The organism is Dehalogenimonas etheniformans, assembly GCF_014672715.2.
GTDB classification, from domain to species: Bacteria; Chloroflexota; Dehalococcoidia; order Dehalococcoidales; family Dehalococcoidaceae; genus Dehalogenimonas; species Dehalogenimonas etheniformans.
Genome location: NZ_CP058566.2, coordinates 13,289 through 39,830, shown reverse-complemented (window position 1 = coordinate 39,830; position 26,542 = coordinate 13,289). Strand labels below are relative to the sequence as shown.

The 26,542-nt window shown below is 52.7% G+C and carries 26 protein-coding genes and 1 tRNA gene; 15 read left to right on the top strand and 12 right to left on the bottom strand.

Features of this window, described 5'->3' with window-relative positions; genetic code table 11:
- Positions 1 to 45 precede the first annotated feature (45 nt).
- A tRNA-Pro gene (locus tag HX448_RS00225) sits at positions 46 to 123 on the top strand.
- 76 nt (positions 124 to 199) lie between these two features.
- Here HX448_RS00225 and mazG read toward each other — a convergent pair.
- The 3 genes from mazG to HX448_RS00210 are packed head-to-tail and all read right to left on the bottom strand — an operon-like array spanning position 200 to position 2,575.
- Entirely contained in the window at positions 200 to 991 is a 792-nt protein-coding gene (gene mazG, locus HX448_RS00220) for a nucleoside triphosphate pyrophosphohydrolase (RefSeq protein ID WP_102330845.1), read from the bottom strand.
- A 53-nt stretch (positions 992 to 1,044) separates the two neighbouring features.
- The gene (locus HX448_RS00215) at positions 1,045 to 2,256 is read right to left on the bottom strand and encodes an MFS transporter (RefSeq protein WP_102330846.1); all 1,212 of its coding nucleotides are present in this window, start codon (positions 2,254 to 2,256) and stop codon (positions 1,045 to 1,047) included.
- Positions 2,257 to 2,266: 10 nt separating this feature from the next.
- Positions 2,267 to 2,575, bottom strand: a complete 309-nt coding sequence (locus tag HX448_RS00210; RefSeq protein WP_102330847.1) for a hypothetical protein — start codon at positions 2,573 to 2,575, stop codon at positions 2,267 to 2,269.
- A gap of 257 nt (positions 2,576 to 2,832) precedes the next feature.
- Here HX448_RS00210 and HX448_RS00205 point away from each other — a divergent pair, with 257 nt between their 5' ends.
- The gene (locus HX448_RS00205; RefSeq protein WP_102331098.1) at positions 2,833 to 4,347 is read left to right on the top strand and encodes a reductive dehalogenase; all 1,515 of its coding nucleotides are present in this window, start codon (positions 2,833 to 2,835) and stop codon (positions 4,345 to 4,347) included.
- A 60-nt stretch (positions 4,348 to 4,407) separates the two neighbouring features.
- On the opposite strand, the gene HX448_RS00200 is transcribed toward HX448_RS00205, so the two are convergent.
- The 4 genes from HX448_RS00200 to HX448_RS00185 all read right to left on the bottom strand — a co-directional run bounded on the left by HX448_RS00200 (position 4,408) and on the right by HX448_RS00185 (position 7,832).
- Entirely contained in the window at positions 4,408 to 5,106 is a 699-nt protein-coding gene (locus HX448_RS00200; RefSeq protein ID WP_162485925.1) for a sulfite exporter TauE/SafE family protein, read from the bottom strand.
- Positions 5,107 to 5,416: 310 nt separating this feature from the next.
- Positions 5,417 to 5,854, bottom strand: a complete 438-nt coding sequence (locus HX448_RS00195) for a universal stress protein (protein ID WP_102330849.1) — start codon at positions 5,852 to 5,854, stop codon at positions 5,417 to 5,419.
- A 185-nt stretch (positions 5,855 to 6,039) separates the two neighbouring features.
- The gene (locus HX448_RS00190; RefSeq protein WP_102330850.1) at positions 6,040 to 6,867 is read right to left on the bottom strand and encodes an ABC transporter permease; all 828 of its coding nucleotides are present in this window, start codon (positions 6,865 to 6,867) and stop codon (positions 6,040 to 6,042) included.
- Positions 6,864 to 7,832 carry an ATP-binding cassette domain-containing protein gene (locus tag HX448_RS00185; RefSeq protein WP_394573347.1) on the bottom strand — a complete coding sequence of 323 codons (969 nt, stop codon included), beginning with the start codon at positions 7,830 to 7,832 and terminating at the stop codon, positions 6,864 to 6,866. Before HX448_RS00185 ends, HX448_RS00190 begins: the two co-directional genes overlap by 4 nt.
- 236 nt (positions 7,833 to 8,068) lie before the next feature.
- Here HX448_RS00185 and HX448_RS00180 point away from each other — a divergent pair, with 236 nt between their 5' ends.
- From HX448_RS00180 to HX448_RS00155, 6 genes are all read left to right on the top strand, one after another.
- Positions 8,069 to 9,586: a reductive dehalogenase gene (locus HX448_RS00180; protein WP_226846780.1), complete on the top strand. Its 1,518-nt coding sequence runs from the start codon at positions 8,069 to 8,071 to the stop codon at positions 9,584 to 9,586.
- A 401-nt stretch (positions 9,587 to 9,987) separates the two neighbouring features.
- The gene (gene hisS, locus HX448_RS00175; RefSeq protein WP_102330852.1) at positions 9,988 to 11,244 is read left to right on the top strand and encodes a histidine--tRNA ligase; all 1,257 of its coding nucleotides are present in this window, start codon (positions 9,988 to 9,990) and stop codon (positions 11,242 to 11,244) included.
- 1,186 nt (positions 11,245 to 12,430) lie between these two features.
- A complete protein-coding gene (locus HX448_RS00170; protein ID WP_102330854.1) occupies positions 12,431 to 13,234 on the top strand; it encodes a tetratricopeptide repeat protein in 804 nt (267 codons plus the stop codon).
- Positions 13,234 to 15,675 (top strand): DNA gyrase subunit A, encoded by a 2,442-nt coding sequence (gene gyrA, locus HX448_RS00165; protein WP_102330855.1) that lies wholly within the window; start codon positions 13,234 to 13,236, stop codon positions 15,673 to 15,675. The genes HX448_RS00170 and gyrA overlap by 1 nt, the downstream gene beginning before the upstream one ends.
- 114 nt (positions 15,676 to 15,789) lie before the next feature.
- A complete protein-coding gene (lexA, locus tag HX448_RS00160; protein ID WP_102331100.1) occupies positions 15,790 to 16,437 on the top strand; it encodes a transcriptional repressor LexA in 648 nt (215 codons plus the stop codon).
- A gap of 65 nt (positions 16,438 to 16,502) precedes the next feature.
- Entirely contained in the window at positions 16,503 to 17,063 is a 561-nt protein-coding gene (locus HX448_RS00155; protein ID WP_102330856.1) for an aldolase, read from the top strand.
- Here the strand turns inward: HX448_RS00155 and HX448_RS00150 are convergent, their stop codons facing one another.
- Both HX448_RS00150 and HX448_RS00145 read right to left on the bottom strand, forming a co-directional pair.
- Positions 17,064 to 17,681: a glycerol-3-phosphate acyltransferase gene (locus tag HX448_RS00150; RefSeq protein ID WP_102330857.1), complete on the bottom strand. Its 618-nt coding sequence runs from the start codon at positions 17,679 to 17,681 to the stop codon at positions 17,064 to 17,066.
- A 49-nt stretch (positions 17,682 to 17,730) separates the two neighbouring features.
- Positions 17,731 to 18,642 carry a branched-chain amino acid transaminase gene (locus HX448_RS00145; RefSeq protein ID WP_102330858.1) on the bottom strand — a complete coding sequence of 304 codons (912 nt, stop codon included), beginning with the start codon at positions 18,640 to 18,642 and terminating at the stop codon, positions 17,731 to 17,733.
- Between the two features lie 1,072 nt (positions 18,643 to 19,714).
- Here HX448_RS00145 and HX448_RS00140 point away from each other — a divergent pair.
- Entirely contained in the window at positions 19,715 to 20,065 is a 351-nt protein-coding gene (locus HX448_RS00140) for a VOC family protein (protein WP_102330860.1), read from the top strand.
- Between the two features lie 320 nt (positions 20,066 to 20,385).
- On the opposite strand, the gene HX448_RS00135 is transcribed toward HX448_RS00140, so the two are convergent.
- Positions 20,386 to 20,598: a GIY-YIG nuclease family protein gene (locus HX448_RS00135; protein WP_394573346.1), complete on the bottom strand. Its 213-nt coding sequence runs from the start codon at positions 20,596 to 20,598 to the stop codon at positions 20,386 to 20,388.
- A gap of 342 nt (positions 20,599 to 20,940) precedes the next feature.
- On the bottom strand, positions 20,941 to 21,921 hold the full coding sequence (locus HX448_RS00130; RefSeq protein WP_102330861.1) for an alpha/beta hydrolase family protein: 981 nt from the start codon (positions 21,919 to 21,921) through the stop codon (positions 20,941 to 20,943).
- 215 nt (positions 21,922 to 22,136) lie between these two features.
- On the opposite strand from HX448_RS00130, the gene HX448_RS00125 reads away from it, so the two are divergent.
- Positions 22,137 to 23,042 (top strand): restriction endonuclease, encoded by a 906-nt coding sequence (locus HX448_RS00125; RefSeq protein ID WP_102330862.1) that lies wholly within the window; start codon positions 22,137 to 22,139, stop codon positions 23,040 to 23,042.
- A 6-nt stretch (positions 23,043 to 23,048) separates the two neighbouring features.
- On the opposite strand, the gene HX448_RS00120 is transcribed toward HX448_RS00125, so the two are convergent.
- Positions 23,049 to 23,471 (bottom strand): helix-turn-helix domain-containing protein, encoded by a 423-nt coding sequence (locus HX448_RS00120; RefSeq protein WP_102330863.1) that lies wholly within the window; start codon positions 23,469 to 23,471, stop codon positions 23,049 to 23,051.
- A 149-nt stretch (positions 23,472 to 23,620) separates the two neighbouring features.
- Here HX448_RS00120 and HX448_RS00115 point away from each other — a divergent pair, with 149 nt between their 5' ends.
- From HX448_RS00115 to HX448_RS00095, 5 genes are all read left to right on the top strand, one after another.
- Positions 23,621 to 24,688: a radical SAM/SPASM domain-containing protein gene (locus tag HX448_RS00115; RefSeq protein ID WP_102330864.1), complete on the top strand. Its 1,068-nt coding sequence runs from the start codon at positions 23,621 to 23,623 to the stop codon at positions 24,686 to 24,688.
- An 85-nt stretch (positions 24,689 to 24,773) separates the two neighbouring features.
- Positions 24,774 to 25,280, top strand: a complete 507-nt coding sequence (locus HX448_RS00110; RefSeq protein WP_162485926.1) for a uracil-DNA glycosylase family protein — start codon at positions 24,774 to 24,776, stop codon at positions 25,278 to 25,280.
- Entirely contained in the window at positions 25,270 to 25,605 is a 336-nt protein-coding gene (locus HX448_RS00105) for a hypothetical protein (protein ID WP_102330866.1), read from the top strand. The genes HX448_RS00110 and HX448_RS00105 overlap by 11 nt, the downstream gene beginning before the upstream one ends.
- Positions 25,606 to 25,620: 15 nt before the next feature.
- Positions 25,621 to 26,244 (top strand): dCTP deaminase, encoded by a 624-nt coding sequence (locus tag HX448_RS00100; protein WP_102330867.1) that lies wholly within the window; start codon positions 25,621 to 25,623, stop codon positions 26,242 to 26,244.
- Between the two features lie 49 nt (positions 26,245 to 26,293).
- Positions 26,294 to 26,518, top strand: a complete 225-nt coding sequence (locus HX448_RS00095) for a hypothetical protein (protein ID WP_102330868.1) — start codon at positions 26,294 to 26,296, stop codon at positions 26,516 to 26,518.
- The last annotated feature ends 24 nt before the right edge of the window (positions 26,519 to 26,542 follow it).

Below are 26,542 nucleotides of genomic sequence, written 5' to 3'. Positions count from 1 at the left end.
CTATTTGCTATTGCCGGAGGGCTGACCGTATAATAATCATTCTGGCGGGGCGTAGCGCAGCCTGGTTAGCGCGCAGCGTTCGGGACGCTGAGGTCGGAAGTTCAAATCTTCTCGCCCCGACCATCTCCCCTATTGTCATTCTGAGAGCAGCGAAGAATCTCCATGCTGCATTCGAATATTTTATTACATAATACCACGATTAAGTCTGCTCCTTCACCTTTTCCCAAATTTCGTTCTGCTGGTCGAAGGTCAAGTCCTTGAAGGATATTCCCTTTTCAGTGCAGTAGCCCTCCATCGCCTTGAAGCGTTCTGCAAACTTATGGTTTGCGCCTCTTAACGCGCTTTCGGCGTCGATGCCCTGTCTCCGGGCATAGTTGACCAGGGTGAACAGGACGTCGCCAAACTCCGCTTCTCTTTCTGCGCCTGTTGCGGCTTCCTTTAGTTCGGCAATCTCCTCAACCAATTTGTCGATAACCCCCTGGTCGTCTTTCCAATCGAAACCCACCCTGGCCACCCTGCCTTGGACTTCCTCGCTATAGGCAAGAGCGGGCATAGCTATCGGGACTCCGTCCAGCATTGATTCCCTGGTAGGTTTTTCGGCTTTTTTAATATCCTCCCAACGCCGGAGCACCTCGCCCGCATCTTTGGCTTCCCTGTCGCCGAAAACGTGGGGATGGCGTCTGATAAGTTTGGTGACGATGCCCTCGATGACATTGCCGATGGTGAAATCGCCGTTTTCCGCGGCGATTTTCGAATGAAATACGACCTGCATCAATAGGTCGCCCAGCTCGGTCTTAAGCTCAATCTTGTCGCCGGAGTCTATCGCTTCTAGCACCTCGTAGCATTCCTCGAGCAAGCTGTCGCGGACAGACAGGTGTGTTTGTTCCCGGTCCCACGGGCATCCGTCCGGAGCCCGCAGTCGGTCTATGATGTTGACCAGGGTTTGGAAATCGGAAGCATCCTGTTCCGGGACTGATGAGGGATCTGGCAATGGGGACCTCGCAAACGGGATTATGGCAATTATACGCCCGTTTCAGAGGGGTGTCATTTGTCTTGAACGCCGGTCGTCTCGGTTTGTTGCCTGGACGACCGCATCACCAACCAGAAAATAATGCTCATGACTATAAGGACAAGCCCGGCTGTGGTGAAGGCCAAGGTAAATGAGAACGCCCCGATCAGGATACCAGTCAGGATCGGACCGCTAGATTGCCCGATGTCCATGATGCCGGACATAATCCCGAGTGCGCTCCCCCTCCCCTCCTCCCGCGCCAAGTCTGCTACCAGCGCCGAGGTTGATGAGGTGACAATAGCAAGCCCCAATCCTGATGTAGCGATAAGAATCAGCATCAGGAGGTAGCTGGAGGTAGTCAGGATGAGCATGATTATCGCTCCCCCGAGGATCAGTCCGGCCATGATCGTTCGGATCCGCCCGTACTTGTCGGATAACCTGCCCATGATCGGTTTGGTGAAAGCGGTAACCACGATTTGGGCGGTGAACAGGAGCCCGATCTGCCATGCGGCAAACCCCAGCTTCTCGTTTAGGTAAACCGGCAGGAAAGTTTCCAGGCAGCCGTAGCCGAAATACTGTGCCGCTTCGACGCCGCTGGTCGCCAGTATTCCCTTATGCCGGAAGACGAAAGAGACCTCTTTAACGTATTTGCGCCAGTTCTTTCTCAGTGTATCGGCGACCCTCGCATTTCCGGTTGAATCTTTCGGTAATCGGATCGCCAGCAACAGAGTTATGACTCCGGCGACACCGTCAGCCAGATAGACCAGGTGGAAATCGTTGCCGAAAATCAGCAGCCCGCCGACGAACGGCGCCAGGAACCGCCCCACCAGCGTTGCCGATGAGTACCACCCCATCCGCTCCCCCCGCCCCTTTGCATAAGTGTCGGCCACGATTGCCAGAGCAACTGGTCCTAGGATCGCCGTGGCTAGTCCATGGTAAACGCGCACCAGCACCAGCGTTCCCGCGTTGTGGACGAAGAGATACAAAAAAGGCGCGGTCGCGAAGATCACCGCCGCAAACAACACCACCCTCCTGCGCCCGATGGCGTCCGATATCGCCCCCGCAGGCAAGCTGGCCAGGATACCGACGATAGTGGATGAAGCGGCGATGAAACCCAGCGCGGGGTCCGATATTCCCAACGATTTGACGTACAACGGTAGCGCCGGATTTTTGGCCATCGTCGAGCTGAAAATGGCCACACCGCCTGTTAAGCAGAGTATCCAGAATGGTGTGAGTCTGAATTTCATAATATGAGCGCTATTTAGGCAGCACTTTCGCCAGCACGAATCCGCCGATTTCACCGGCGATTATCGAAATGAAATTTATCCTCAGCCATTCTCCCAGGTCGCGGGCGGTTTGTGTGCCGATTGTGTCGATGGACGTCTGATCGCTCGCAGCGGCCATACGGTAAACGCCGAGAAAGAAAATAACCAATACCGGGATAACCCCGAGAATCACTGCCGCCTGCCCCAACCGCTTGCTGAGTTTTCTTTTCCCGATCTTTTTTAGGATCCAGATCACCAGCCCAGTCAAACCAGCGGTCCAAAAAGCTACCCAAAAATCCATGGAACAATTGTATTCTTGGAAGGTTTCATGTCAAGTGGTTCTAGATAGTGATGGGGTTATGATTAGTAATTTTAAATATTTTATATAATATCATTATTTATTCCCGTTCATTGAAAATTATTATTTCATTATCAGTATGAATATATATTAATTATCACGTTCGGCGGAAGATTAATAAATATAAATCGGCATAAATACGTATTTACTTCGAGCGTGACTGATTATAACCTTAAGTCAAAATAAAAAAGGAGGGTAAAATGTCCCTATTCCACAGCACCGTATCTCGCAGGCAATTCATGAAAGGATTGGGATTAGCAGGGGCTGGCCTGGGTGCGGCGGCTTTAACCGCTCCAGTGTTTCACGACGTAGACGAGTTGACATCGTCAGCAGGGTCTCTCGAAAAACACCCTTGGTATGTCAAAGAACGCGAACTTCTAGATCCCACCATCGACGTCGATTGGAACATCATGAAGCGGTACGACCGCGCATGGCAAGGCCAGATGGGCCATGTTCAGTCGGTTTATTACGGCACCGATCGCGTTAACAAAGCGAGCGCCAACTCCGGGGCATTGAGCGCCCAGCTGCTCAAGGGTAACACCCCCGGCTTCGGCCACAAGTGGGAAGTGCTCCGGAATGCCCTTGGCCAATCGAATACCTGGAGCGCCGGATTCACCGGGCCGGAAGGTGCCAGTCTGGGCGCTACTCCTGATACAATGGGGGTTCCCAAGTGGCAGGGAAGTCCTGAAGAGAACTCCAAGCTGCTCATGGCTGCCACCAGGCTATTTGGCGTTGGCGAAATCGGTTTTGCCCAGCTTGACGATACCCTTCGCAACAAGCTGGTAGTCTCCTATACCACCGATGGCGTGAGCGCCTCCAAATACAACGACCTGACCGTCCCCTATCCTCCCCCTGACACCGAACGTTTCAAGTATGTCTATGAAGATGTCAGCAAGGCTTACTATACAAAAAATAAGGGCGTCATCCCCACCGCCGAACGTTGGGTAATCTTCCTGTCTGGACCGGAACCACGCGAAACCGACCGCACGGCCGTCTCCCGCATGTCCAAGTCCAACCTGGTTTCCAATTCGGGCATCCGGAATATGGCATATTTCAGTACCCACAAGTTCCTCAATGGGTTAGGTTACAGTGGCATCGGTCTGACGGGTCACCAGTCGGACATGTTCAACACCGGCACCATCGCTGTGCTGACCGGTAAAGCCGAATGCGGTAGGCACAGCAACTGGCCGATCTCTATAGCTTACGGTCCTCGGGCTTTCGACATGACACAGACAATCGACCTGCCCGTCGCCCCAAGCAAACCGATCGATGCTGGTATCTGGCGCTTCTGCCAGACCTGCGGTATCTGCGCCGATGTCTGCCCTTCCAACTCTATTCCGAAGAAAGGCACCGAACCTTCCTTCGACAAACCGAATATCGAAGGCAAACCAGATACCCAACACTCCACCGGCGCTAAGTTGATTTGGTTCAACGGCGCTTCTTGCCGCCTGTGGGTCACTGAGACCTATCCCGGTACCGGCTGCAGCCTCTGCGCTGCCAATTGTACCTTCTCTACGGGAAGCGCAGCTGTTGTTCACTCCGTTTTAAAAGGTACTATCGCCAATGTCGGCGTGTTCAATGGATTCTTGGCCAACATGGGCCGGACTTTCGGCTACGGCAACTACAAGGATCCGGAAGAATGGTGGGATCAGTCACTGCCGATGCTCGGCATCGACACCACCACGACCGCTCTTCACGGCGGCTATCGGAAATAAACCTTAGTGTCCCAACTCGGTAAACGAGAGGAGCTTATTCAGCTCCTCTCGTTTTTACTGCTAAATCCGGATTAGGATTAGTAAACCTATCCCGAAAAGAACCACTCCCACCGTTTTCGTGAAAGCTTCCTGAGAAAGTCGCTGCAAGATCCTTTTGCCGAATAGTGTTCCAACGATGACCCCGATCGTAACGATCGTGATCAAATACCAGATCGGAATCAATTCGCGCCCTTGTACCGCCAAATAAACCGGGATCCTTGCGAAATCGACCATGAGCGCGATCCCCGTCGCCGTTGCCACGAATTCGTCTTTTCCCAGGTTGAACCCGGTCAACGCCGCGGACCTGATGCCTCCCTGGTTGCCCACCAGTCCCCCGAACAGTCCGGAAAGCGCCCCGCTGAACCAGGAGAGTGGTCCTTTGATCTGGATTTTGCCGGCTAATCCGGTGATTTCCGAGACTCCCGCGATTATGAGTAGGCACCCGAAGATTACGCCGAGGAGGCTGTTGTTGAAGGTGTTATGAAGCAAAGCCCCGGTTAATCCTCCGGCCGCGCTGGCCAGGCCAAAGCTCAGCAGGACTCTTTTGTTTACTGATGCCCTCAAAATAAAGAATCGAAGTGAGGTTCCGATGAAATGGGCGATCGCTATGGCGGCTACTGCTACCCCGATTCCCGTTTTAAGCGCCAGCAGCGGCGTCAGCAGGCTACCGATGCCGAAACCGGCTAACGAAGCCACCGCCCCTGCGACAAGCGCGATCAAAGCCAGGCTCGTTGTAAATATCACCTTCTAATATTCACACACGAATTACTCTGGTCAAAACTCGATTCATCAGTCTTGTTTGTCGGATTTAGCTGATGGCGGCAGCGATCCGAGGGGCATCGACCTCACTTCTTAACTTTTTTACATGGTAAACTAATTCAAGGACCGGGCTGAGGATGAAATGGCGCTTGCTCTCGTAATTCTGTTTTTCGGGCGGCAAAGTGCGAAAGGTGGTATCGAAGAGCTCCTCAACCTGAAACTATTTCTGGGGGCGCTAGGTTTGCATCGGCGAGAACCGCGCGGGGCTCTCCTATTTTGCCTTGACTACTAGCACCGGAATCTCCGCATGGTTGATGACCTGTGAAGTCACGCTCCCAAGAGTGAGCCTTGCGATCCCGCTTCTGCCGTGGCTTGCCATGGCGATCACATCCGCCTTGTTATCTTTGGCCGTCTGCAGGATGATCTCCGCCGCCCCGCCTTCCTCCGCCAAAATCTGTACATGGATTCCTGCCAGATATTTCGCGGCTATCTGCCTGAGATAATCTTTCGCCTCTGCCGGCGTCAGCGTCTCAACCTCGCTGGCGTTTGAGAGTACCAGTGCGTCTATCACGCTTGGACCCACCGGCTTGATCACCTCAAGCAGGATTATCTTGGAATCAGGGGTACATTTAGCCAGTTCAGCCGCCATGGGCAGGACCTGTTCTGAAACGGGAGAGCCGTCCAGAGGAACAACGATTGTTTTGAACATATCCCACCTCCGTCACCAGGTTATCGAGACGTCCATACTCACAATACTCTGGGGATGAGGCTTTTTTCAAGAGCTGATATGCGCTTCTAGGCGAAAGATCTTGATAAAAATCGAGGCTGTGGCAATAGTCCGCCTTGGCAGCGGCCAAAATCATCATCACCTTGCAGGTAGTCCCTCGGAACCAATTATTGGCGCTTCTGATACAGCCTTATCGCAAGCGGGCAAAACACCAGCAGCAGCGCGGCGCTCACTGCCAGGACGATGGCGATTTCCCCGGCGTCGGGGGCCCCCGTGATCAGCCCCCGCACCGCCGTCACCAGGTGGGTGACGGGATTTACATTTACGAAAGACTCCAGCCAGCCCGGCATCGTCTGCGGCGCCACGAAGACGTTGCTGACGAAGGTCAGCGGGAACAAGATCATCATGCTCACCGCCATCAGCGACTCTGGCGTTCGCATCACCAGCCCCAGGGCGATCCATATCCACGACAGGCAGGAAGAAAAAGCCAGCAGCAAAAGGACCGATAGGAGAATCCCGGAAAATCCGGCTTCCGGGTGGTAGCCCAGGGCCAGTCCCAGCAGGATCATGACCGCCGAGGCCATCGTGTATCGGGCGCCGTCTGCCAGCAGCATGCCGGCGATCACCGAAGGCCTCCAGATGGGCAGTGACCTGAAACGGTCGAAAACGCCCTTCTTAATGTCCTGGTTGATGCCCAGGCCGGTATAGATCGTGATCATGATGATGGTCATGACCAGGATGCCGGGCAGCACAAACTGCAGATAGGCTCCGGTGGACCCGGCCAGGGCGCCGCCGAAGAGATAGGTGAACATCAGGAGGAAGATGATAGGCGAAGCGGTGACATCGAAAAGCTGCTCCGGGACATGCCGGATCTTTAACATCGCCCGCCAGCCGAAGGCCAGCGTCGTTGCCAGCGGCGATAGTCCCGGCGGTCGTTCCTTGATGGAGAGAACGGTGCGGATCATTTCCGGTTGAAAAGTCGTTTCGTCCTTCATTTGAGAGGCTCCCGGTTATGGATTGAGTCTGCCGGATGCCCTGTCAGCATCAGGAAGACCTCGTCGAGGCTGGGTTGGCCATAGGAAAACGTGGCTACGCCAATACCCGCCTGGCTAAGCTCCCAGAGTGCCCGGGTTGCCATGTCCGGATCGGACAAGATTATGGAAAACTCGGCTGGGTCGGACTCGGGTTTCACCGCTAATCCCAATTTGGTCGTCAGTAATTGTTCGGAAATGGTTCGCGATTCGGCGTTGATGAGGCGGATGTGCACCGCCCCGCTCCCCACCGCCGCCTTGAGTTGCCCGCTGGTGCCCTCGGCGACAATCCGGCCGTTATCGATTACGGCGATGCGGTCGGCCAGCTCGTCGGCTTCGTATAGATACTGGGTTGTCAGGAAGATGGTACAGCCGTAGCCGGTCAGGGCTTTGATGATGTCCCAGACCTGGTTGCGGTTGCGCGGATCGAGGCCGGTTGTCGGCTCGTCGAGAAATAACAGTTCAGGCGTGACGACGATGCTGGCAGCGATATCGATGCGCCGGCGCATGCCTCCGGAATAGGTTTTGACCATCCGCCCCGCCGCCTCGCTCAGCCCGAAGGCTTCCAGCAGGTCGGCTGCCCTCCTCTTAGCTAGCGGCCAGCCGAATCCCTGGAGGCGCGCCAGGAGCACCAGGTTCTCCTGCCCGGTGAGGTCATCATCCACCGAAGCAAACTGGCCGGTCAGGCCGACCCTCCGCCGCACCTCGTCAGCCTGGCCGACCACATCGTAGCCGAATACCCGGGCTGTCCCGGCATCAGGCTGCATCAGGGTCGCCAGGATGCGGATAGTTGTCGTTTTCCCCGCCCCATTCGGCCCCAGGAAACCGTAAACCGAACCGGCGGCTACCGCCAGGTCGACTCCGTCCACGGCGCGGGTAGTGCCGAAATATTTAGTTAAGCCATATGTTTCAATTGCCAGCGGCGAAATGGTATTCAAAGAACACTCCGTTTTCGGAGAGTTTATCCTGTGAATTATCTTCGAGTCAATAATTAGGGGCAGTCATGATTAATTTTTATTTATCTTTATACCTCCATTGACATTAATGAAAATAAATCAGTGTAATGGATTAATACTATAGGCATACCCATTAGTCCTTTAGTACGATGTTAAATTATGGATTCTTTATTATAAAAGAGTAACAATATTTTAAGGGAGGAAGTCAAGTGACAGGATTTCACAGCACGGTTTCTCGAAGGCAATTCATGAAAGCTCTTGGAGTGGCAGGTGCCGGGATCGGCGGAGCCGCCATGATAGCTCCGACCTTTCATGACCTGGATGAATTGGCATCAAGCGGCGAACTCCAAAAACATCCCTGGTATATCAAGGAACGCGAGCGCCTCGATCCCACGCCTGAAATAGATTGGAATGTTATACACCGCTATGACCGGCGCTATATGGGACAGTGTTCCAATATCCGTGCCAAATACTATGGGAAAGCCTACGTCGAAAAAATAGATGCTGAATCGGGCGCTCTTCAAGCGAAAAGGATGAAGGACAATGTGCCTGGTTTCGGTCACAAATGGGAAGCTCTAAGGTCTGCCTTGAGCCAGTCCAACCGATGGTCGGTGTCATTTCTTGGCCCAGAGGTTGATGGGAAGATAAACGTGACGACTCCGGAGGGTCTTGGAGTACCCAAATGGCAGGGCACTCCTGAAGAGAACTCGAAGATGGTGGTCGCCGCCATTAGACTGTTTGGTATGGCAGAAGCCGGCTTCAACAATCTGGATAGCACCTGGCGCACCAAGTTAGTGGCTAAGAATGAAAAGGGCAGTGCTACGGGCGCGAAATATATCGATACCGATCCGGCTGATGTTCCAGCCTCGGCCGCAAGACCCATCGTGTACGAGGATGTAGCTGAGCCCTATTACACCAAGGAGAAGTGGGTGGTCCCGACCAAAGACCTGAACGTAATGTATCTGGGCGGACCGGAACCCAGAGAGACCGACAGGACCTACCCATCAAGGATGTCTAAATCGAATCTTGTAGCCAACTCCGGAATCCGCAATATCGCTTACTATAGTACCTATCAGTTCTTTAGGGCTCTTGGTTACAACATGTTTGGAGGCACCGGACATGGCACCGACTGCTTTAACACGCCTGGTGTCGCTGTTTTCACCGGCAAGGCTGAGGCCGCTCGCATGGCCAACTGGGTAATCTCTCCCGCCTGGGGTCCGCGAAGCACCGACCTATGCCAAATTACGGATATGCCGCTTGCCGAGACCCATCCAATCGACGCCGGGGTGTGGCGTTTCTGCCAGACTTGTGGCATCTGCGCCGATTCTTGCCCCTCCAAATCTATACAAGGATTAGATGCCGGGGAAGCAAGCTATGAAATGCCTCCCATTAATGGCAAACCTGATACTCAGCATGTAGCGGGAATTAAGAGGTTCTATTACGATGGATCGGGTTGCAGGAACTATGTAAATGAAGCCATTCCTGGTTCCGGTTGCAGCGCATGCGCCGCCTATTGCACCTTCTCGACTGGAAGCGGGGCTATCATCCACTCTGTGCTGAAGTCGACTATCTCTTACGTTCCAGTATTCAATGGCTTTCTTGCTAATATGGGCCGAACCTTCGGTTATGGGGCCTTTAAAGATCCGGAAGAGTGGTGGGATTCTTCCCTGCCTCAATTCGGCATAAACAGTACGCTAACCGCCGAAGATGGTGGCTACAGGAAGTAATTTCTTTTTCAACGGGAAGTCATTATCGCGAGGGGCTCTCCATCAACGGAGGGCCCCTCGCTCTTGTCAGATTTACGACGGGTGCTAACCCACCATTCCCTCTGCCCTCTTTGTGAGGAGGACGATCCCTCTGTAAACCGCCTCTTTGGCGGGGCTGCTCGGTCAGAGGTTCCGGTGAGCGTGGCATGCGAGCCGGAACCTCTTAAAAAAGACACCCCTTCCCACGGCGAACAGTTGAGCCCAAGGGCCTGTCCTGAGCCTGTCGAAGGAGAAGGGGCAGGGGATAGGCTCCTTTTTAAGAGAGGCTTTAAATTTGGCTTAGTCTTTTCGGATTTGCTGGCTTGCCAGAGCAAGCCAGCAATAGTATCATCAATCATCCCATAAGGAGATCGATTAAAACCATGGATTACCAGGCTCCCCGCGGTACCCAGGACATCTTGCCGGAAGAGCAATCATATTGGCGTTATGTCGAATCTAAAGCCGCCGCCATTGCCGCCCGCTACGGCTATTCCCGGATCGACACGCCGACTTTCGAGGATGCCCGGCTTTTCACCCGCACCGTCGGCGAGGAGACCGATATCGTCACCAAGGAGATGTACACCTTTCAGGACCGCGGCGGGGCGGACCTGACCCTCCGGCCCGAAGGCACCGCGCCGGTGTGCCGCGCCTACATCGAGCACGGCATGGCTTCTCAGCCCAAGCCTGTCAAGCTCTATTACCTGGCTTCCATTTTCCGCTACGACCGCCCCCAGGCCGGGCGCTACCGCGAGCACCACCAGTTCGGTTTCGAGGTTTTTGGCGAATCTGACGCCGCCGCCGATGCCGAGGTCATCGACATGGCCTGGTCGTTATATCGAGAGCTCGGCATCACCACCCTGCCCGTCCAGCTCAATTCCATCGGCTGCCCGGAATGCCGCGCCGCTTACCTCGCCGCGTTGAAAGATTATTATTCGACCTGCATCGACACCCTCTGTGGCGACTGCAAGATTCGATACGGCAAGAACCCTCTGCGGCTGCTCGATTGCAAGAAACCGGACTGTAGCGTTGCCGCCTCGAAGGCACCGCATTCGGTCGATTTTCTTTGCCCTGACTGTAAAGCCCATTTCGACAAGTTGACCGCCTTCATGGGCGCGATTGCGATTCCTTTTGAAATCAATCATTGCCTGGTTCGCGGCTTGGACTACTATAGCCGTACCGTCTTCGAGATTCAGCCTCGAGAGGAAGGCGCCCAGAGCACCATCGGCGGCGGCGGCCGCTACGACAACCTGATCCCCCAACTTGGAGGCGAACCCACCCCGGCCATCGGCTTTGCGACGGGTATCGAGCGGATCATCCTGAATCTAAAGCGCCAGAACATCGTGGTGCCTGCCCTCGAATCGCCGCGCTTCTTCCTGGCCGCACTCGGCGAAGCCGCTTTCATAGCTGCCTTCAAACTAGCCGCTGACTTGCGTCGCGATGGAATTCCAATGTTTGAGTCCCTTGCATCCCGTTCCCTTAAGGCTCAACTACGCCAAGCCTCCGGCCTCGGCGCTCGATACACCCTTATCCTCGGCGATGCGGAATTGGAGAAAGGTGAAATCCTCCTCCGCGATATGACCTCCTCTGAACAGCGCGCCCTCCCCCTTGACGGCCTAGTCTCGGCGCTCAAAGCGCTATAAGTTCCTGGAGATATCTCACCTCCTAAAACTGTCTTTGCGAGACCTGCCTGACACCACTAGCCGTCCTGAGAAGAGTCGAAGGATGGCAATCGGTCCCCGAACAGTCCACCCGCCGCTTGTATCTGGGGCGGGGCCCCTCGGTTAGAGATTCCGGCGAGCGGGGTCTGCGAGCCGGAACCTCTTATAAAACTTCGCTCCTTCCCACGGCGAGCGCCCGAGCCGAAGGGAAGGGGCAGGGGATAGGTTCCGATTCAATATGGGGATTTTGAGTCGAGTAAGGTGGGTGCAGCGCAGCGGAACCCACCATTTTCCCCACACCCTACATAACAAAATAATCCCCAAAAAACGACACGAAACGCTTGACACCTTCGAGAACACCGGTGCTATAATATCACCCGATGATTATTAGAACACCTGTACAATCTATATTTGTCGCCCCGAATCCTTTTACGCCCGAAATATTCGTTTCATTCGTTTTCACCACGCCCTGGACTGAAAACTAAACACTGATGACCTGCGATATGTATGCGATTGAGCCATTTAGGATGGATGCTAATCCACCACAACGGTATTATCGATCAGGCGCCGTAGGATTTGGAATTTGATGACCATTTGTTTTTCTTGCCGGCAAAATAATGAATATTTGTTTCCCCACGATTGGCCAATCGCGAAATTTTGGGATTTGTTTCAGAAAAAAGGTTTTTCCCCGAAAAAACAAAAAACAAATCGGTCTTTGGGATTTTTATATCGTTCTTGAATTTGAATTTCGGTTTTGTATTTTGAGTTTTGATATTTGAATTTGTTTCGGATTTCGATATTCGGATTTCGGATTTACGACCAGGGGATAGATTCCTTTTTGAAAAAACCACCGAGGGCAGGAATCGTTTCATTCGTTTTCGCACGCAAGTGTCGCCCAAGACCTGCAACCAACCACCTGCACGAGGAGAACAGCTCTGCGGGCGTCTCAATCCCCAATGCCTCACCGAGTCGTTTTAGTTATTTTCACAATGCTCTAAGGGGTGATCAGGAGTGGATTGTTGGTATTATTTGATATTGTTAATGTTGGTACTATTCCCCTCGAGGTTGTATAATACGCCTGTTCTAGACACACGAGAGATAAGAATGTTTGCTCGCCCCTCCGTAATCGAGTAAAATCTGTCACCAAAATCAAGATTAGGAGCCGGCGATGGCCTACAACGACGACGAACAGGCTAAACTCAAAAAGCAGCACAGCCAGAGCGCTATAGAGCTTGCCCTTTCAGGCCGCTGGCGCGATGCCATTGCCGCCAATCAGGCCATCCTCGAACTCTTTCCCCAGGACGTTGAGGCCTTAAACCGGTTGGGACGGGCTCACATGGAACTCGGCGAGTACACCATGGCCCAGGCTGCTTATAAAAAGTCAAAAGAAGCCGACCCTTATAACTCCATCGCCGACCGTAACCTGCGACGGCTCGAAGTCCTGGTCGTCTCCGGGTCCAAGACCAATGTGGAAGGCAACGGGCAGCGCGTGGAACCGCAGGTTTTCCTCGAGGAAACCGGCAAAGCCGGCGTCGTCAACCTGAGTTCCCTGGCGCCTCGGGAGGTGCTGGCTCATGCGGTGGCTGGCGACAAGGTTAACCTGCTTCCGGCCGGTGCCGTCATCAGGATCGAGACGGTGGCGGGTGAGTACGTCGGTTCGGTTGAGCCGCGCCACGCCCTGAGGCTTTTAAAACTCATGCGCGGCGGTAACAGGTATTCTGGCACCGTCGTCAGTTCTACGGAAGACAAGCTGTCGATCATGATCCGCGAAACCTATCAGGATCCGTCGCAAGTAGGGCAAATATCCTTCCCCACCCGCTTGCCCGCAGCGGCGCGCAAACCTGAACTCGAATCAGTTGCCGAAGAAACCGAACCGGCGCCTGAGGGCGAAGAAGCCGAGGTTGCGGTCGAAGAGAACCTTGAAGAGGAAACCTATCCCGAGGAAGAGGACGAAGAGGAGTTGGAGGTCTAATGGTAATCGGAAAAACCCGCCCGATCAACATAGAGGAGGAGATGAAAAACTCCTACCTCGACTATGCCATGAGCGTCATCGTCTCCCGCGCCCTTCCCGACGTCCGCGACGGTTTGAAACCGGTCCACCGCCGCATCCTCTATGCCATGAGCGACATGGGGATGCACTACAATACCGCCTACAAGAAAAGCGCCCGCATCGTCGGCGAAGTCCTCGGCAAATACCATCCACATGGCGATACCTCGGTTTATGACGCAATGGTGCGCATGGCCCAGCCGTTCTCGATGCGCTACACCATGGTCGACGGCCAGGGTAACTTCGGTTCGGTTGACGCCGATCCGCCGGCTGCCATGCGCTACACCGAAGCCCGGCTCACCCGACTCGCCGAGGAAATGCTGGTCGACATCGATAAAGACACTGTCGATTTTATGCCCAACTTCGATGCGTCGTTGAATGAGCCGACGGTTCTTCCTTCAAGACTGCCCAACCTGCTGATGAACGGCTCGGCCGGCATCGCCGTCGGTATGGCCACCAACATCCCGCCTCATAACCTGTCCGAGCTTTGCGATGGCATCGCCTATCTGATCGATAACCCCGAGTGCACCATGGATGACCTGATGCACTTCGTCAAGGGACCGGATTTCCCCACCGGCGGCATTATCCTTGGTACCGATGGCATCCGTAGCGCCTACGCTTCAGGTCACGGAAAAGTCGTTATCCGCGCCCGGGCTCACATCACCGACGCCTCTGAGACCGGTAAACGGCAGATCATCATCACCGAACTCCCCTACCAGGTTAACAAAGCAGAACTGGTTTCCCGCGTCGCCGGTCTGGTCAGGGAGAAGAAGGTCACCGGCATCGCCGAAGTCCGCGACGAGTCGGATCGACAGGGACTTCGAGTCGTCATCGACCTCAAGCGCGACGGTCAGCCACAACAGATACTGAACAATCTCCACAAGCACACCAACCTCCAGGATAGCTTCTTTATCAACATGCTCGCCCTGGTCGACGGTAAACCGCAGATCATCAACCTGAAGGAAGCCCTGAAGCTTTACGTCGAGTTCCGCCAGGTGGTCATCATCCGGCGTTCCAAGTTCGAGCTCAAAGCCGCCAAAGATAGAGCCCACATCCTCGAGGGGCTTAAAATAGCCCTCGATAATCTCGACGCCATAATCAACCTTATCCGTAAAGCTGAGAATTCTGAAGTCGCCCGGCGAGAACTCCAGAGCAGGTTCGGCCTTTCCCAGATCCAGGCCCAGGCCATCCTCGATCTTCAACTGCGCCGCCTGGCCGGTCTCGAACGTCAGAAGATCCTCGATGAATACGCCGAGGTCTTGAAACAGATATCCTACCTAGAAGATCTTCTGGCCAACCCGAGAAAGATCCTGGCTTTGATCAAGTCCGATGTTGCCGACATCAAGGCCAAGTACGGCGACGCCCGTCGTACCGAGATTCAGGCTCAGGGCGTTATCGAGTTCCGTGAAGAGGACCTCATCCCTCACCAGAGCATGGTGGTTACCCTGACCGAGCGTAATTTCATCAAGCGGGTGCCCACCGAGGTCTACCGGTTACAGAATCGCGCCGGCCGGGGCAAGAGCATCATCACCACCCGCGAGGAAGATGCCGTCCGCTTCATCATGGTGGCTGACACGCACGATAGCGTTCTTTTGTTCACCAACCGTGGGCGGATTTTCTCGATCAAGTGTCACGAGATTCCCTGTGATTTGTCTCGTACCGCCAAGGGCCTCGCGATCATAAACCTCGTTCCGTTGTCGGAAAACGAGAAGATAACCGCCATGCTTTCGCTGACGGAGTTCAAGGAAGAGAATTCGCTAATCATGGGCACCGCCGGCGGCGAGATCAAGCGCACCCCGGCTTCGGATTTCGCTTCGGTGCGGTCTAGCGGCTTGTTGGCCATGGATCTACCCAAAGGCGATGAACTCATCGGCGCTCTTGTCGCTAAGGAAGACGAAAATATCATCCTGATTACCCGGGATGGTCAGTCCATCCACTTCCCCGTATCAGATCTTCGGGTTTCGCAGAGAGCGTCCGGAGGCGTGCGCGGCATCACCCTGCGGGGCGATGACCGCATGGTCGGTATGGACGTCACTCACCCCGGACACTTCGTTCTGGTTATCACATCAGGTGGCATGGGTAAACTTACCCCAGTGGAGGAATATCCGCTGCAGCACCGAGGCGGTTCCGGCGTATTGACTTTCAAGGTGGTTGAGAAGACTGGACCGGTGGTAGCGGGCAAAGTAGTTGATAAAGAACATCAGGTGATGATCGCGACCGCTGAAGGCGTCGTGATACGCACCCCTGTTGGCACCGAAGATTCCGAAAAAGGCATCGTCGTCATGGGCCGTAGCACCCAGGGCGTCATTGTCATCCGGCCCGACGAGAACGACCGCGTCGTCACCTTTGGCACGATGGTCGTCTAAAGACTCAAGACAAGAACTTTTTCGGAAATTTGTGTTAAAGGTCTTGACACGCAGTCGGAAATGAGATAAAGTGTTCTCAAGAACACATGTTCAGGCGGTGTAAAGATGGCTAAAATGCTGGATACCCTTTCGGCCAGGCAAGAAAAGATACTGGAGTTCATCCAGAACTACGTCAAGAAATTCGGTATTCCCCCAAGCATCCGGGATATCGTTGCCGGGTGTGGCATCAGTTCAACGTCTGTTGCCGATTACAACCTGAAACACCTTGAGCGTCTGGGTTATATCCGCCGTCACCACGAGATCTCCCGCGGCATCGAACTCGTCGATAAAGTGAACCGGGCATGCCCGACCACAGTGCCTCTGATGGGCCAGATCGCCGCCGGTCGACCGATCCCGGTGCCGGACACGGAAACTTGGAACGCTTCCGGTTCTGCCGAAACCGTCGAGGTGCCACAGGCCTTCGTGGATGACCGCAAGGACGTCTACGCTCTGAAAGTCAAAGGCACGTCCATGATCGATGCCCTTATCAATGATGGCGATGTTGTCATCATGCAGGCAGTCCAATCGGTGGACAACGGCGAGATGGCCGCTGTATGGCTCAAGACCGAGAAAGAAGCCACTCTGAAGCGTTTTTACAAAGAGAAGAGGGGCAACAAGGTCCGCTTGCAGCCTGCAAACTCCCAGATGGCGCCCATCTTCTCCGAAGCCTCCAATGTCGAGGTCCAGGGCCGGGTAGTAGGCGTCATTCGTAAGCTCGTTTGATTTTTAAAACCTGGTCGGCTACCATATAGCAGCTTCCCAATCATCTTTATCAAGGCTGCTGTACTATGCTCGGTATCCAATTCAAAGAAGTCGGCAAAGCTCTTTTCACCCGGGGGCTCGTGTCCTCGCATTCAGGCAACCTGTCGGTTCGCTTAAACGATGAAAAGATGCTCATCACCCGCCGGGGAAGCCAACTGGGCGTTCTCTCCGACCAGGACCTGATCGAGACGGGCATTGTCAAGAACGATCTTCAGACACCCCTAGCATCGGTGGAATTGCCGGTGCACCGAGCCATCTTGCAGCATACCAACGCCGGCGCCATCGTTCATGCGCATCCTCCGCACGCCATTGCACTTTCCATGACTGAAACCGAGATCGTCTCGGAGCAGGCGGAGCACTATGAACTTGGTAAGATACCTGTCCTTGGTTGGAACCAGGACACCCGCCCAGGCTGCCTGAGCGAGGAGGTCGCCGAGGCGCTAAAGACCCACAAGATCGTCCTGGTGCACGGCCACGGCAGCTTTGCCACCGGCCAGATCCTCGAGGAGGCATACAAGTACACTGCCGCCCTGGAAGAGGTCTGCCAAGTATTATGGCTGGTCAAGAGCCTCCGGAAGGCGAGATAGTTAGCCACTCTCTTTTGGTTTAATGTCATCCCTGCCCAAAGCAGCCAGCCCCCTCCGTTTGAAGTCGGCGATGGCATCTGGCGCGTACTTCGCTCCAATGACGGCATCGAGGGCAAAGGCTGTCAGCGTAGCCTCTATCGAATGAGAAGCCAGCCAGGCTAACAGAGGCAGGCTTAATAAGCCCACCGCGTTGCCCAGTACCAGATTACGTCTCAACCTCCAAACCACCAGGATTATGCCTACGAAGGCGGCGATGCCCCAAGCCTCGTGGTAGATGATAGAGGCGGCGGCGACGGAACCCGTTGCCGCCGCCATGCCCTTGCCGCCCTTGAACGCTAACCAGACCATCCAGTTGTGCCCCACCACAGCCATGACTCCGGCAAAGAGGACCCAGACAGTCGGCACGTCCAGGAGGTAACGGGCGGTGAGCACCGCCGCGGCACCCTTGGCAATGTCCAGGGTAGCCACGGCGAGACCGGGACCAAGCCCTACTCGCCGAATGGTATTCAGGGTACCGACATTACCACCGCCCAGGTCGCCGCCGGAGAGGCGGGCGATTAAGTTCGCGGTGGGGATGCTGCCCCAGAGATAACCTAACATGAGGGCTAATATTGGCATTGTCTTGCCCTCACCCTAACCCTCTCCCACAAGACTGCGGGCGAGGAGTCTAATAGACCGGCGTGCACCAGCCGGTGTACTTGGGCAGATTACCCTTGATGGCGTCGAAGTAGAGGTCTTTCAGCTTGGAAGTGATCGGACCAAGGCCGCCATCGCCGAGCTTGCGACGATCAATCTCGCAGACTGGAGTAAGGTGAGCAGCCGTACCCGTCAGGAAGCACTCGTCGGCGGTGTAGAGTTCGTAGCGGTCGACCAGCCTCTCCTCGACCTCGATGCCGAGTTCCTTCTTCGCCAGCTGGATGACGGTATCGCGGGTGATGCCGTTAAGGATGCTCGAATAGGTCGCCGGAGTGATCAGCTTGCCTTTTTCGACCAGGAAGAGGTTCTCGCCAGAACCCTCGGCGACGTGGCCGTCGGGGGCGAGCATGATGCCTTCGTCGAAGCCGTTCTCGATGACCTCGGTCTTGGTCAGGGCGTTGTTGATGTAGAGGCCCGTCGCCTTCACACTGGGCGGGAAGACGTTGTCGTCGGGGCGTCGCCAAGTTGATACGGCGCAGCGGCAGGAGTCGGTGTCGATGTAGCGACCCCAGGGGATGGCAAAGCACAGGAAGTCACTTTTCAGATCATGGAGGCGCACCCCCAAGGCCTCGCTGGACTTATAGGCGAGAGGGCGGAGGTAAATATCCTCTTTGAAGCCGCACTTTTTGGCGACGTCGACAGTGATGCGGGAGAGGTCGTCGGCAGTGAAGGGAATGTCGAGCTTGAGGACCTTGCAGCCTTCCTTCATGCGCCGCATGTGGTCCTGAAGGCGAAAGATGTAGAGCTGGCCGTGGTCGGCGTTCCAATTGCCGCGGATGCCCTCAAAGAGGCCGGTGCCGTAGTGCAAGGCGTGGGTCATGACGCCGATTTTGGCGTTCTCTAAAGGGATTATCTCACCCTGGAAGTAGCAGTAACTGGGCATCGGGGGCCTCCTTTTTGAGCAGTGTAGCTATGGATTATAGACTTTCGGCGGTTGGCGGGCAAGCTGTCAGCCATTAGTTCTCGGCTTTCTGTCCGTGCAAAAACGACTGGAACGACTCGGTGGGGCATTGGGAGTTAAAAGGAACCTATACCTGGTCGTAAATCCGAAATCCGAATATCGAAATCCGAAACAAATTCAAATATCAAAACTCAAAATACAAAACCGAAATTCAAATTCAAGAACGACATAAAAATCCCAAAGACCGATTTGTTTTTTGTTTTTTCGGGGAAAAACCTTTTTTCTGAAACAAACCCCAAAATTTCGCGATTGGCCAATCGTGAGGAAACAAATATTCATTATTTTGCCGGCAAGAAAAACAAATGTCATGAAATTCCAAATACCCAGCCTTGATCAATACTACCGTTTGCGGTGGATTAGCATCCATCCTAAATAGCTCAATCGCACACATATCGCAGGTAATCATGTTTAGTTTTCAGTCCAGGGCGTGGTGAAAACGAATGAAACGAATATTTCGGGCGTAAAAGGATTCGGGGCGACAAATAGAGATTGTACAGGTGTTCTAATAATCATCGGGTGATATTATAGCACCGGTGTTCTCGAGGGTGTCAAGCGTTTCGTGTCGTTTTTGGGGCAATATTTTTACGAAAGGCCAAGGGGGTTGCGGTGTATATAACTGCGAGGAACAGCTCGCACGATAAGATCGGTGTACTATTCGCGGACGATTGCCACGACCTGCCGTCAGGCAGGTCTCGCAAAGACAGTTTGGGGAGGGTTTGGTATAGGGGTGGAAGAGAATGACCAACCGCAGATTGCCATGGATTGCCATTAATGCAAAGGTACCCCTCTCCCTACCCTCTCCCCGTGGGGGAGAGGAGATAAGGCCTGGGACGATCCCAGTCAGATGCCGCGTCGCCATGCTCCTCACAACGACGCATGGGAAAAGTAGGAGTATTGGCATCGAAAAATAGGGGAAATTACGGATATATAAGCTATCGGGCAGGTTCTAAACTAGGGTCGGCAAGGAATCGAAAATATACGGGAGGGAACAACAATGTTGACCATGACGTCGATCATGATCGGGTCGGAGAAACCGGCGGTGCTGGCGGAATTCTACACCAAAGTCCTCGGCAAGCCGGATTGGACGGAAGAGGGTTGGTGGGGGTGGAAGGTCGGAGACTGCTGGCTGCACATCGGGGAGCACTCCGAGGTCAAGGGTATCGCCAAGGAACCGCAGAGGATCCTGCTGAACTTCGAGACGAGGTATTACAAGAAAGAATACGAGAGGATAAAGGCGCTGGGCGCGAAGGTCGTCAAGGAACTCTATGAGTTGGACGGGGCGTGGATCAGCACTTTCGCGGACCCGGACGGGAATTATTTCCAGGTGAATTCACCCTGGAAATAGGCTGAAAGCCCGAGGCTTTCAGCTAATAAATCCGAAATTCGAATATCGAAATCCGAAAAACACTCCAAAAAGGAGCGGCCGCTATGGATACGAATAAATGCCCATCGAGTTCATTGTCGCAGAGGGAGAGGATGAGGTCGCTGGTGTTCCGGCTGCGGGGGTACAAGTTTTTCCGGGCGAAGAGAATCTTTTATTAGATTCGACCACGGGCGAAGGGCACAAGTACTGCGAGGTATGCCTCGCACCATTTCATAGGTGTACTATTCGGGGACGATTGCCACGGATTGCCATTCAAGGCAATTCTCGCAAAGACAGTTTAATTAGATATTATCGTAGAGGTCGCACCATTCAGGGTTGGATCTCTCGATAAGTTTGTTTTTCCTCTCACGGTGCCATGATTTCAGTTGTTTCTCGCGGGAAATGGCTGAGATTACATCGCCGCAAGTTTCATAGTAGACGAGTTTATCGACGTTATAGCGTTTGGTAAAACCGGCGACCAGGTGAGATTTATGCTGGAAAACCCGTTGTTTCAGATCGCTGGTGACGCCAATATAGACGGTTGTGTTGTCCCTCGATGCCAGGATATAGGCCGCAGTACAGTTTTTCGGGCACGGGGTATTTTAGCACGAGTAATAGTCTGGACTGCGAGGCGCTGCCTCGCACGACTACATCGGTATACCATTCGGGGACGATTGCCACGGACTGCCATTCAAGGCAGTCCTCGCAAAGACAGCTGGGGGTGGGATTGAGGGGTAATGCGAGGCTAAAGCCTCGCACGATTGCATCGGTGTACTATTCGGGGACGATTGCCACGGATTGCCATTCAAGGCAATCCTCGCAAAGACAGTCAAAAGGCGGCAGTCGTCTCAGGTTTGTTAACGGGCTACTTGCAGGTTCAGCCAGCTGATGATGGTGGAGACGGTTTCAGGGTCGAGTTTGGCTTCGGGCAGGTTGTAGTTCTTGACGGCGTCGGCCATGGTCAGTTGCTCGCGGGGGGTGGGCTCGAATTTCAGGACATGGTTGGCGTTGTCGGGATAGAAGAACTCGACGTTTTCGTTGACCTCGGCCTCTTTTTCGAGAGCTTCGCCGTCGAGCTTCCAATCGCACTGGAGATCCTTCTTGCCGATGACCACCAGGACGGGCACGTCGAGGTTCCTGAAATAGGGTGCCGGTTTGAAAGCCCAGAACTCCCTGGTAAACGGCTGGTTGAACGGGGCGCTTAAAGCCGCCACCATGTTGTTGAAGCCCTCGGGCAGGTTGGGATCGGCAACGAAAGGCTTGCCGGCCTCGAAACTGGCGATGAGCTTCTTGTAGCGGGCAATGACATCGTCGGCATTGGGCAGAGCCTTCGCCTGGGTGAAGACCTGGTGGTTGGCGACGTGGGACAGCGGCCGGCCCGGCGCGCCGGTCAGAATCATGCCGGAGAAGGGCAGCACGTTGGCGTGGGTCTGGTAGTACAGGGCGTGGAGGGCGCCCTCGGAGTTGGTGAGGACGTAGATGCTCTCGGGGGCCAGTTCAGGCCGATCGATGAGCTGTGAAACGGCGCTCTTGAGCTCCTCGAAGTGGCTCTCCATGCTGATCTTGCCGGCCAAGTGCGCCATGTTGTCTTTGGCGTAGGAGCCGGTGACGCGCTTGTCATACCTCAGGGTGACGTAGCCCTCGGCGGTCAGCCTCTCGGCCAACAGCCTAGCGGAACCATTGTTGCCGGGTAGGAGGGGAGATTCCCAGTTACGGTCTGTGGGCCCCGACCCGGCGACGAAAACAATGCCGACCGATTTCCCCGGTTCATCCGGCAAGGTCAACGTAGCGCCGATAGTAGTCTCGCCGATCTTCCAGAAGATATCTTCTGATTTCATCGTGGGCTCCTTAGTGGGGGGTTACCGATATTTAGTATACAAGGCTGGGAGGGGAGGTCAAAGGGGGAAAGGGTTAGTTTTCAGTCGTCATGTCTTTGTGAGTTTTGCAGTGTGGTGGGTGGATCAACCATCAACAAAAAATATTGTTGCCTTTTCAATTGGCACAGCGTAAATTAAGACAAAGCTGAAAAACGGAATTTAGCTTGGGGGAAAGAATGCCAATTCCAGATTATCAGACGATTATGCTACCCCTGCTCACACTTATTTCTGATGGGAAAGAACATACCCTGCAAGACAGCATAGCCTCGCTGGGAAACCAATTTCATCTTATGCCTGAGGATCTAAGAAAGGTACTGCCAAGCGGCAGGCAGGCGGTTTTCCATAATCGAGTTGGTTGGGCACGTACTTATATGAAAAAAGCTGGATTGATCGAGTCAACCAAAAGGGGAAGCTTTAAGATAACCAATAGGGGTAAAGAAGTCCTAAAAGCTAAACCGAATAGTATTAACGCAAAATATTTGGAACAGTTTAAGGAGTTTCAAGATTTCAAGAAACTTGGTCACGAGAAACCAAAGACTCCCAAGCCACCTGATAAAACTACTGCTGTCACCCCTCAAGAAGCATTGGAAAATGCTTATAACGAGCTTAATAGTGCGCTTGCTGATGAACTCCTTCAAAAAATTAAGGACAGTGATCCCGGGTTCTTTGAAAACACTGTAATCGAGTTGTTGGTTCAAATGGGTTACGGCGGTAGTATCAAGGACGCGGGTCAAGTTGTTGGTAAAAGCGGTGATGAGGGGATTGACGGCACAATCAAAGAGGACAAACTCGGTCTTGATGTTATATATATTCAAGCCAAGCGATGGGAAGGCACTGTTAGTAGACCGGAGGTGCAGAAATTCGCCGGGGCTCTTCAAGGTCAGCGGGCAAAAAAAGGGATTTTTATCACAACATCGGGCTTTTCAGATGAAGCCGAGAGATATGCTCAGCAGATTGAAAGCAAAATAGTGCTTATTGACGGGGCAAAACTAACCGAACTGATGATTGAACATAATATTGGGGTAAGCCCCGTGGTTAGTTACAATCTGAAAAGGCTCGATTCGGATTATTTTAGCGAATAAAGCCTGCTAAGTTGAGACCTTAATATCGTTTTGTTCGGTTTTATGGCGCAACACCAAAAAGGCTGCGTATTTTATCAGGTCCCTTTTTTCCTCGTCGCCAAGTTCAGTGAGATAATCTTCAATACTTTTCGGAAGAGAAGAAGGATCAAGAGTTAATGCCAGCAGGGGCATAGGAATCTGGGGATGGTATGCAGCTTTGATCACCTCTTCAGCTCGCTTTGAATAGACGTTTGGAACATTAGCTAATACAGCGTCAGGAATTGGGCGCTCCCCCTTCTCAATAAGGCTTAGGTAAGCCCCAGGGCTCGCACTCTTAATCCCCAGGCGTTCGGCCGCCTGAGCTTGGGTCAGCCGGACGGCTTTTCGCCACTGTTTGAGTAATGCGCCAAACTCCGCTGAACCGCGACGTCCATATCTTCTTTTTGACACAGGTTATTATTAACATCATGATAAGTTGAAGTCAATAGTCCTTAGAATAATTTTTGTTGACCTATATTTTACACGGTGTTAAACTAGCAATTGACGAATCCCCGATTTCGTAATAGACTAAACATCCTTGTCTTGAAACAGGGAGTCACATGAATAATTACAAACTCCGCGAACTCAAGATAGAAGTCAACCGTCATTGCCCGTTGGCTTGCCTTCACTGTTCGTCAAGTGGCGAATCCTCTTCAATGCTTTTCCTAGACGCACACCGCGTTGAAAGTCTTGTCACTGAGTTTGCGGAAATGGGTGGGCGGAAGATTTGCATATCCGGTGGTGAACCGCTGACTTATGCCGATATAAAGTTAGTTTTGACAAAAGCAACGGATAAAGATCTCGACGTCTCTCTGTATACGACAGGAATCATGGAGAAAAGGGGAGTGCTTCAAGCCCTATCTGAAGATATGGCTGCTTTTCTTGCAGGAAAGCGAATTCGAACGATTTTTAGTCTCCATGGGGCAAACGCCGACAGCCATGAATGGATTACTCGGGTCAATGGCAGCTTTAACCTAACTATTTCTGCCCTTAATACTGCCAAACGCCACGGGGTTAACTCCGAGGTTCATGTGGTGCCACACGCCGGAAACATCGGCGAGTTATTTGATATAGGCCAGTTAGTGGATTCCATGGGTGTGAGAAAAATGAGCTGGCTGCGATTCGTACCCCAAGGCCGCGGAGCGTTTAACCGGGACATGCTCCAGCTTTCAGCGAAAAACTTCAGAACCTTGTGTGATAAAAAAAATAGGATTGCTGCGGAGTTTCCTAATTTGATGGTACGCGCAGGAGCCCCATTTAACATTATATGCCCAGAAAATCCTTCATCATGTGAAGCGGGTTTGAACGTGCTTACAATAAATCCTGATGGGACTGTTGCCCCCTGTGATGCCTTTAAGCGATTTGAATTCGTGGATCCGTTTAGAAATGTTAGAGACCATTCTCTTGAGGAGATTTGGAACAAGTCAATCTTGCTTCAAACTGTTAGGCAAGCACATGATGAGATCAATTTTACATGTATTACCTGTCACCAATATTCGAAGTGTAAATCTGGCTGTCTAGCCCAGAAAGCCATTAAGGCGGGCACTATATGCGGTGGCAAAGATCCTGACTGCCTTATTTCCCAAAAAACGGCGGTTAGGAGCGATGACAAAGCAGTCGCGATTTGATAGCCTTGTAAAGCGGGCGCAGATTTGTAGCAAATGCCCCCGGATGAATGGGCGCCGTCGTGTTCTTGGACCATCTAATGGACCATTGGACGCCCAGGTTATGTTTATCGCCGAGGCCCCAGGGCGCTTGGGCGCAGAAAAGTATGGGATTCCTCTTTTTGGAGATCAAACTGGCAGGAATTTCGCTTCTTTTTTAGAATCTGCGGAAATTGACCGTACTAAAGTCTTTATCACAAACGCAATCCTCTGTAATCCCATTAATCAGATTGGGGTTAATGACACACCGACCAAAGCTGAGATATTCAATTGTTCTGATTTTCTGAGAGAAACAATTGATATTTTGTCCCCTGCATTTATTGTTCCTCTTGGTAGGATAGCTTTAAAGGCATTGGCGGTCATCGAACCCCATACTGTAACATTGAGTTCAAGCGTAGCGGAACCCATAAATTGGCGTAATTGCATTCTGTTGCCATTATTTCATCCAAGCCCACGAGTGTTTTCTCAAAGATCAAAATGCCAGCAATGCGTTGATTATCAAGTCCTTGGCAAGATAACCCGGAATGCTACAACGGAGATAGACAATGGCAAATAACGAACCTAGCGAATCAGAACAGAATAATATTATTCGCCCCAGGTGGTGGGAGGTAGTTATTGTACTAGGACTCGTTTTGTTAGGGCTATTAGCCCCCCAATTAACCGGATTGGATATTGACTATACTCTATATCTTGGAAGTCTGTATTTTGTCATATTGCTTGGTGGCGCAATTTATTTAATTATCGCTTTAGCGAATAGCCCTTTATTAGGAGAGCGTCGCGACTATCGCGTTGTCCAGTTCATGCTGCGGCTAGCTTTGTCTTTGGGAGTTGGGGCAGTGGCAGTGGTCGTATTAGTGCTATTGTCCCAAATAGTTGACTAAAGGGTAGGTGACCAAATGCCAGGGTTTTTGACTGATCGCGATATTATCGAAAAACGATCTGAGTTATTTCCAAACCATTTGAGTGAATTTGATGATAATGCGGCGGAAAGGGCCTCTTATGATCTCAGCCTTGGAGATGAAGTATACATTAGCCGAGAAGAATACCCCCAGAAGCTAACGCAAGAGAAACCTTTTGTAAGTATTCCAAGAGGTCAATTTGCGCTGCTTCACACTTATGAAACTATCAAACTCCCTAAAAACTATTTGGGATTGATCTCGGTCAAATTTCGGAAGAAAGCGCGAGGCTTGATCAATGTTTCGGGTTTTCATGTCGATCCAGGTTATGAAGGAAAAATCGTTTTTTCTGTTTACAACGCTGGCCCAACAGACGTGGTTCTTAAATACCGAGAAAAGACATTCATGATTTTCTTCTATGAACTATCGAAGGACGCAGAAAAGCCCTATAATAAACCAGGTTACAAAGCACTTCCTGTCGAAATTGTGACATCGTTAAGAGGAACAAGCGCATCACTCTCCGATGTTGATAAACGGGTTGCGCAACTCGAGACGTGGGGGAAGGTCTTTTGGGCCATATTAATCGCATTGATAAGCGCGATTATTGCGCTATTCATTCAATAATTATTAATAAGGCTCCGGAATTTGTGAATTAAGCTATAAGGAGAGAAACATGTTTTCAGAACCGTTACGAGCTAGTGATTTTCGCGTTGTATCCTTCCAAGCCCCAGAGGAAGAGAAACTCGACAAAAAGGTTAATGATTGGTTGAGATCTCAAAACCAAGATGTAGTTATATATAAAATATCATTCGCTCACGCTTTAGCCGGAGATTCTGAGGCACCGGGTTGGAGCTTTGCGATGACACTTGCATACGGAAATAAGCCCGTACAACGTTGAAGTACGGCAAATATTTTCCTTTCC

What these genes read in the sequence shown, in the direction of transcription:
- HX448_RS00170 (WP_102330854.1), top strand. Translation starts at nt 12,431, where the DNA reads ATGGCCTACAACGACGACGAACAGGCTAAACTCAAAAAGCAGCACAGC.
- HX448_RS00115 (WP_102330864.1), top strand. Translation starts at nt 23,621, where the DNA reads ATGAATAATTACAAACTCCGCGAACTCAAGATAGAAGTCAACCGTCAT.
- HX448_RS00140 (WP_102330860.1), top strand. Translation starts at nt 19,715, where the DNA reads ATGTTGACCATGACGTCGATCATGATCGGGTCGGAGAAACCGGCGGTG.
- HX448_RS00150 (WP_102330857.1), bottom strand. Translation starts at nt 17,681, where the DNA reads ATGCCAATATTAGCCCTCATGTTAGGTTATCTCTGGGGCAGCATCCCC.
- HX448_RS00100 (WP_102330867.1), top strand. Translation starts at nt 25,621, where the DNA reads ATGCCAGGGTTTTTGACTGATCGCGATATTATCGAAAAACGATCTGAG.
- HX448_RS00205 (WP_102331098.1), top strand. Translation starts at nt 2,833, where the DNA reads ATGTCCCTATTCCACAGCACCGTATCTCGCAGGCAATTCATGAAAGGA.
- HX448_RS00125 (WP_102330862.1), top strand. Translation starts at nt 22,137, where the DNA reads ATGCCAATTCCAGATTATCAGACGATTATGCTACCCCTGCTCACACTT.
- HX448_RS00215 (WP_102330846.1), bottom strand. Translation starts at nt 2,256, where the DNA reads ATGAAATTCAGACTCACACCATTCTGGATACTCTGCTTAACAGGCGGT.
- HX448_RS00210 (WP_102330847.1), bottom strand. Translation starts at nt 2,575, where the DNA reads ATGGATTTTTGGGTAGCTTTTTGGACCGCTGGTTTGACTGGGCTGGTG.
- HX448_RS00130 (WP_102330861.1), bottom strand. Translation starts at nt 21,921, where the DNA reads ATGAAATCAGAAGATATCTTCTGGAAGATCGGCGAGACTACTATCGGC.
- HX448_RS00155 (WP_102330856.1), top strand. Translation starts at nt 16,503, where the DNA reads ATGCTCGGTATCCAATTCAAAGAAGTCGGCAAAGCTCTTTTCACCCGG.
- hisS (WP_102330852.1), top strand. Translation starts at nt 9,988, where the DNA reads ATGGATTACCAGGCTCCCCGCGGTACCCAGGACATCTTGCCGGAAGAG.
- HX448_RS00105 (WP_102330866.1), top strand. Translation starts at nt 25,270, where the DNA reads ATGGCAAATAACGAACCTAGCGAATCAGAACAGAATAATATTATTCGC.
- lexA (WP_102331100.1), top strand. Translation starts at nt 15,790, where the DNA reads ATGCTGGATACCCTTTCGGCCAGGCAAGAAAAGATACTGGAGTTCATC.
- HX448_RS00095 (WP_102330868.1), top strand. Translation starts at nt 26,294, where the DNA reads ATGTTTTCAGAACCGTTACGAGCTAGTGATTTTCGCGTTGTATCCTTC.
- HX448_RS00145 (WP_102330858.1), bottom strand. Translation starts at nt 18,642, where the DNA reads ATGCCCAGTTACTGCTACTTCCAGGGTGAGATAATCCCTTTAGAGAAC.
- HX448_RS00195 (WP_102330849.1), bottom strand. Translation starts at nt 5,854, where the DNA reads ATGTTCAAAACAATCGTTGTTCCTCTGGACGGCTCTCCCGTTTCAGAA.
- gyrA (WP_102330855.1), top strand. Translation starts at nt 13,234, where the DNA reads ATGGTAATCGGAAAAACCCGCCCGATCAACATAGAGGAGGAGATGAAA.
- HX448_RS00190 (WP_102330850.1), bottom strand. Translation starts at nt 6,867, where the DNA reads ATGAAGGACGAAACGACTTTTCAACCGGAAATGATCCGCACCGTTCTC.